Source organism: Nocardiopsis sp. JB363, assembly GCF_900143625.1.
In the GTDB taxonomy this organism is placed as follows: domain Bacteria; phylum Actinomycetota; class Actinomycetes; order Streptosporangiales; family Streptosporangiaceae; genus Nocardiopsis.
The window spans coordinates 1-2,249 of record NZ_FRFF01000185.1 but is presented as its reverse complement, the minus strand read 5'-3'; the positions used below and the strand labels follow the sequence as shown (position 1 = coordinate 2,249).

Annotated in this window: 1 protein-coding gene; it reads right to left on the bottom strand. The window is 65.9% G+C overall.

The window, feature by feature from the left end; all coding sequences use genetic code 11:
* Positions 1–516 precede the first annotated feature (516 nt).
* Positions 517–1,878 (bottom strand): HNH endonuclease signature motif containing protein, encoded by a 1,362-nt coding sequence (locus BQ8420_RS28385; protein WP_087103068.1) that lies wholly within the window; start codon positions 1,876–1,878, stop codon positions 517–519.
* Positions 1,879–2,249: the final 371 nt, after the last annotated feature.

Sequence of the window (2,249 nt, the reverse complement as noted above, 5' to 3'; positions counted from 1 at the left end):
AAAAGCCCTTCCGGGCCTTCGGCCCGCCGGGCTTCGCCCGGTCCGGCCGCAGCCGGCCGAATCCCTGCCCGGCCGCCTCGCTACATCGTTGAGCGCGTCGCCACTACGTGACGGGTCGGGTAACGAAGGGCCCGCTACAGGTGCGGCTCGGGGCGGGCCGCGTCCCAGCGGTAGCCGGCTCTGTGGGTGGGGGCGCCTCACCGGACAAGGGCGGGCCGGTTATTCCCCGGCAGCGGTGAGGGCGGCACCCGCAGCAGTTTCGGTGCCGGCATGTGTGTCAGTACCGGTGCGGGGGTGCATGTGCTGGCGAGACCCCCAACGGGAGCCACGTTGGCCCCTGGATATGGCTCTGGGTGGGGGGGTTCGCGGGGGTAGGCATGCCGATATCCCCACAAGGCATGGCCTTTGGGGTCTGACACCCAACCGGGGTGTTTTTCGAGAGGTGCGGGGGTCTGCTCCGGATGGATCGTTCGGAGCAAGGTGGGCTTTCGCCTGGTGGAAGCTGGTGCAGTGGTGTTAGAGGGCGGTGGCTGGTGCTGGGTCGCCCTCACCACCCTCGTCCCCGCCGGTCTCAGCTTCTTGGCGGTTCTGGGTGTGGTGGTGGTCCCAGATCTGCTGGTTCGCCTTCACCTGAAGGCGGTGCTTGAGCCGGTTATGGGTGGAGCACAGCAACTGCATGTTGTCCGAGCTGGTGGCCCCTCCGTGGGAGAAAGCGATGATGTGGTCGAACTGCGACCAGCTACGCGGCATGTCGCAGCCTTCGTGCCATTCGCAGTGGAACTCCTTGTAGCCCGCCGCCTGACGGACAGGGTCGGGAGCGCACCGGTGCTTCTGCCCCACATCGAGCAGGGTTTTGCCTTCGGCGTCGGTCAGGAACCTGCGCAACCAGCTTTTCGGGGTGAGGCGGGAGATCATCTGGTCGGGGATGACCACCCCGTCCTCCGTGACGGCGGGTTCGGCGGTTTGGTCGCCGAGGTAGCGCTTGAGGGGCACGGTGATGTTCAACGTGACCACCGGCTTCGGCGCTTTCGCGCACGTGCGGTGGGCCAGGGCGGTCTCGAAGATGCGCATCATCGCGTCATAAGTGCGCTGATGTTTCGGGACGGCGGCGTTATCGGGCCCATACGGTTCGGTGTAGGCATCCAACGCGGCCTGGATCAGCTGGTTATCCGCACCCGGCCCCCACATCCGGAGCAGGAACCCGCCTTCGAAGGTCGGCGAGAACTGCGCACCCCGGGTTTCGAAAGTCTCATCATAATCCCGGTCGGCCTTTTCGGGGTCCAGCTGGGCGACGAACCATTTCGCCGCGTCCCGCAACTGCCGCACCGACGCCTTCGGACATTCCTTCTTATAAGCGATCAACCCGAACTCCAACCGGGCCCGAAAACCCTCCACGTCCGGGTGGTCGGCCTTGAACGCCTCATCTGCTGTTTCCAGGACCTTGGCCCAGTCGGTCACAGCCTTTTCGGTGGAGGTCGCGATCGCACACGCCTCACCCAACGACAGGGTTGCGTCCCCAAACGCCTCATCCACCAACGGCAACTGCTGGCGGTGCACGGCCCGGGCCAGAGTGGCCAGATTGGTGGCCTCGGCGGGGGTGGCGCCCCACCGGTGGGTGATCCACGCCTGGATACTGCGCTGGCCGCCCTCTTCCAGCAGGTCCCCGGAGGCTTCCATGGTGGCCAGGTCACCCAACAGAAGGTAGGTGGAGCGTTCCATGTCGCGGTGCAATCCCACCGATTGTTCCAGTCGGCTTTTCGCGCAGCCGGGCGGGATGGGGGTGGTGAAGATATCCTCGATCTGCTCGCGCACACCCGCCATCGCTTTCTCGACCGGGGTGGCCCCGGTCGAAGCGGTGTGGGTGTCGAAGAAGCGCATACTCTGATTATATGCCAATGCCACAGAGAATGGCAGCCCTACTCCTGGGTATATTACTTTCTTTTCTCAGGGTGCCGGGATGCCTATCATGGAATTGCGCCTGTTGTGGGTTATCCACAACCCCTCTTTCCCGCCATTACCCCCACCGGTGCCGGCTACCGCTGGGACGCGGACCACCCCATGGCCGCCTGTAGCGGGCCCTTCGTTACCCAGGCCGATGCCCACGGCGACGCGCTCAACGACACCACCAGACAGAGGGGCAGGAATCCGGCCGGCTGCGGCCGGACCGGGCGGAGCCCGGCGGCCCGCCAGGGCCCGGGCCGAAGGCCCGGAAGGGCTTTTGGGTCCCTGACCCCACCTCCCCCTTCCCC

What these genes read in the sequence shown, in the direction of transcription:
- BQ8420_RS28385 (WP_087103068.1), bottom strand. Translation starts at nt 1,878, where the DNA reads ATGCGCTTCTTCGACACCCACACCGCTTCGACCGGGGCCACCCCGGTC.